Annotated in this window: 1 protein-coding gene; it reads right to left on the reverse strand. The window is 48.5% G+C overall.

Annotated elements, in window-relative coordinates; translation table 11 throughout:
- Positions 1 to 1312 (reverse strand): Ig-like domain-containing protein (locus R8O70_RS25450; protein WP_318184488.1); only part of this gene is annotated, 1312 nt, incomplete at both ends.

A 1312-nucleotide genomic window follows, 5' to 3' on the forward strand; every position in this document is an offset into this window, starting at 1 on the left:
GAATTCGCTGGCCAACCAAAACCTCCGCCATCTTTGTCTTCTTCATAGATGCTTTCAGTCCCGTCCCAAACACTGCCTCGTGATGCACGATACAAGCTAAACAACTCATTGCGAGTGGCACGACGCCAGTTGTCACGACCAGCAAAGTTTCTTACAGACAAATCATGACACCAGTTTGCGTATTGGCTGGTTAAGCCTGCGCGATCACGTCCGTATTGGTTGAACATCGCAAAGTCACCCACAGGGCCGCGTGTACCGTCTTCCGTTTTGATGCCAACGTAAGTTTTTGGTTTTGTCGCGTCGTAGCTCAAAGGTTTAACAAGCTCATAGCCTAGTTTGTTCATGAGCTTCACTGATGGTGGTGCGGTAAATAGGCGACCATCTTCATCACTCGCTACCATCAAACACGCTTCCACGCTTCCTTCTCCTGAACGAGGCTGTGGGCAAATAGAGATGGCAGACTCTTTTTCTTCCGCCTCTACAACCTTGACCTCAGAGATGCCTTTTAACTCCCCAAAGGAAGCTGAAATGGTGACCGAACCAAGCTGAGCACTATTTGAGAGCCCACCAGCAATCAAATCTAAAACCGCTTTATTACTGCTTCGCCATGTCACTCGATGCGTTACATCCTGAGTGGTTTCATCGCTATATTCACCGTAGGCATAAAATCGCTGGACGTTCTTTTCCTCTAGAGTGATTTCACTAGGATGAACATGGATTTTTTCTAACACCGCATTCGTTACTTGAATTTGCAATGGTGCACTGGTGATCGCATCTTTGGTGGCGTAAACCATTGCATGCCCTACCGCAAGACCTTTAACGCGATCGCCTTCTAGTTGTAGGACATCTTGATTATCAACCCACCAAGCAACCTGTTCGGTCAACTCAACGCGGCTTTCATCGCTATAAACTCCTTGTGCAGACAGCTGGGTTGAGTTGCCTTTTGCCACGCTCGACGCATTCGTTGTCACTTCAATATTTGTTAGGATTGCATCGGTTACCTGCACTTGTATTGGCTCGCTTTGCACACCATCTAACGCAGCCGTCACCAACGCTGTTCCTTTATGTTTGGCTTTCACAACGTTGTCGACAATCTCAGCCACATCGTTGTCGGCGTGCCAAGTGATGCCTCGGGTGAGGTCGACTTGTTCACCATCGCTCAACGTTCCCATGACCACCAAAGGCTTATGTGTGCCCAACGGCATTTCCAGTGCGGTTGACGAAATGTCCATACTCACTAATACCGCAGGCGTGACAGTAATAGAACCATGCGTACTGGTTAAGCCATCAAGCTCGGCATAGATATGCGCGT

This window comes from Vibrio sp. 779(2023), from assembly GCF_033344285.1.
In the GTDB taxonomy this organism is placed as follows: domain Bacteria; phylum Pseudomonadota; class Gammaproteobacteria; order Enterobacterales; family Vibrionaceae; genus Vibrio; species Vibrio alginolyticus.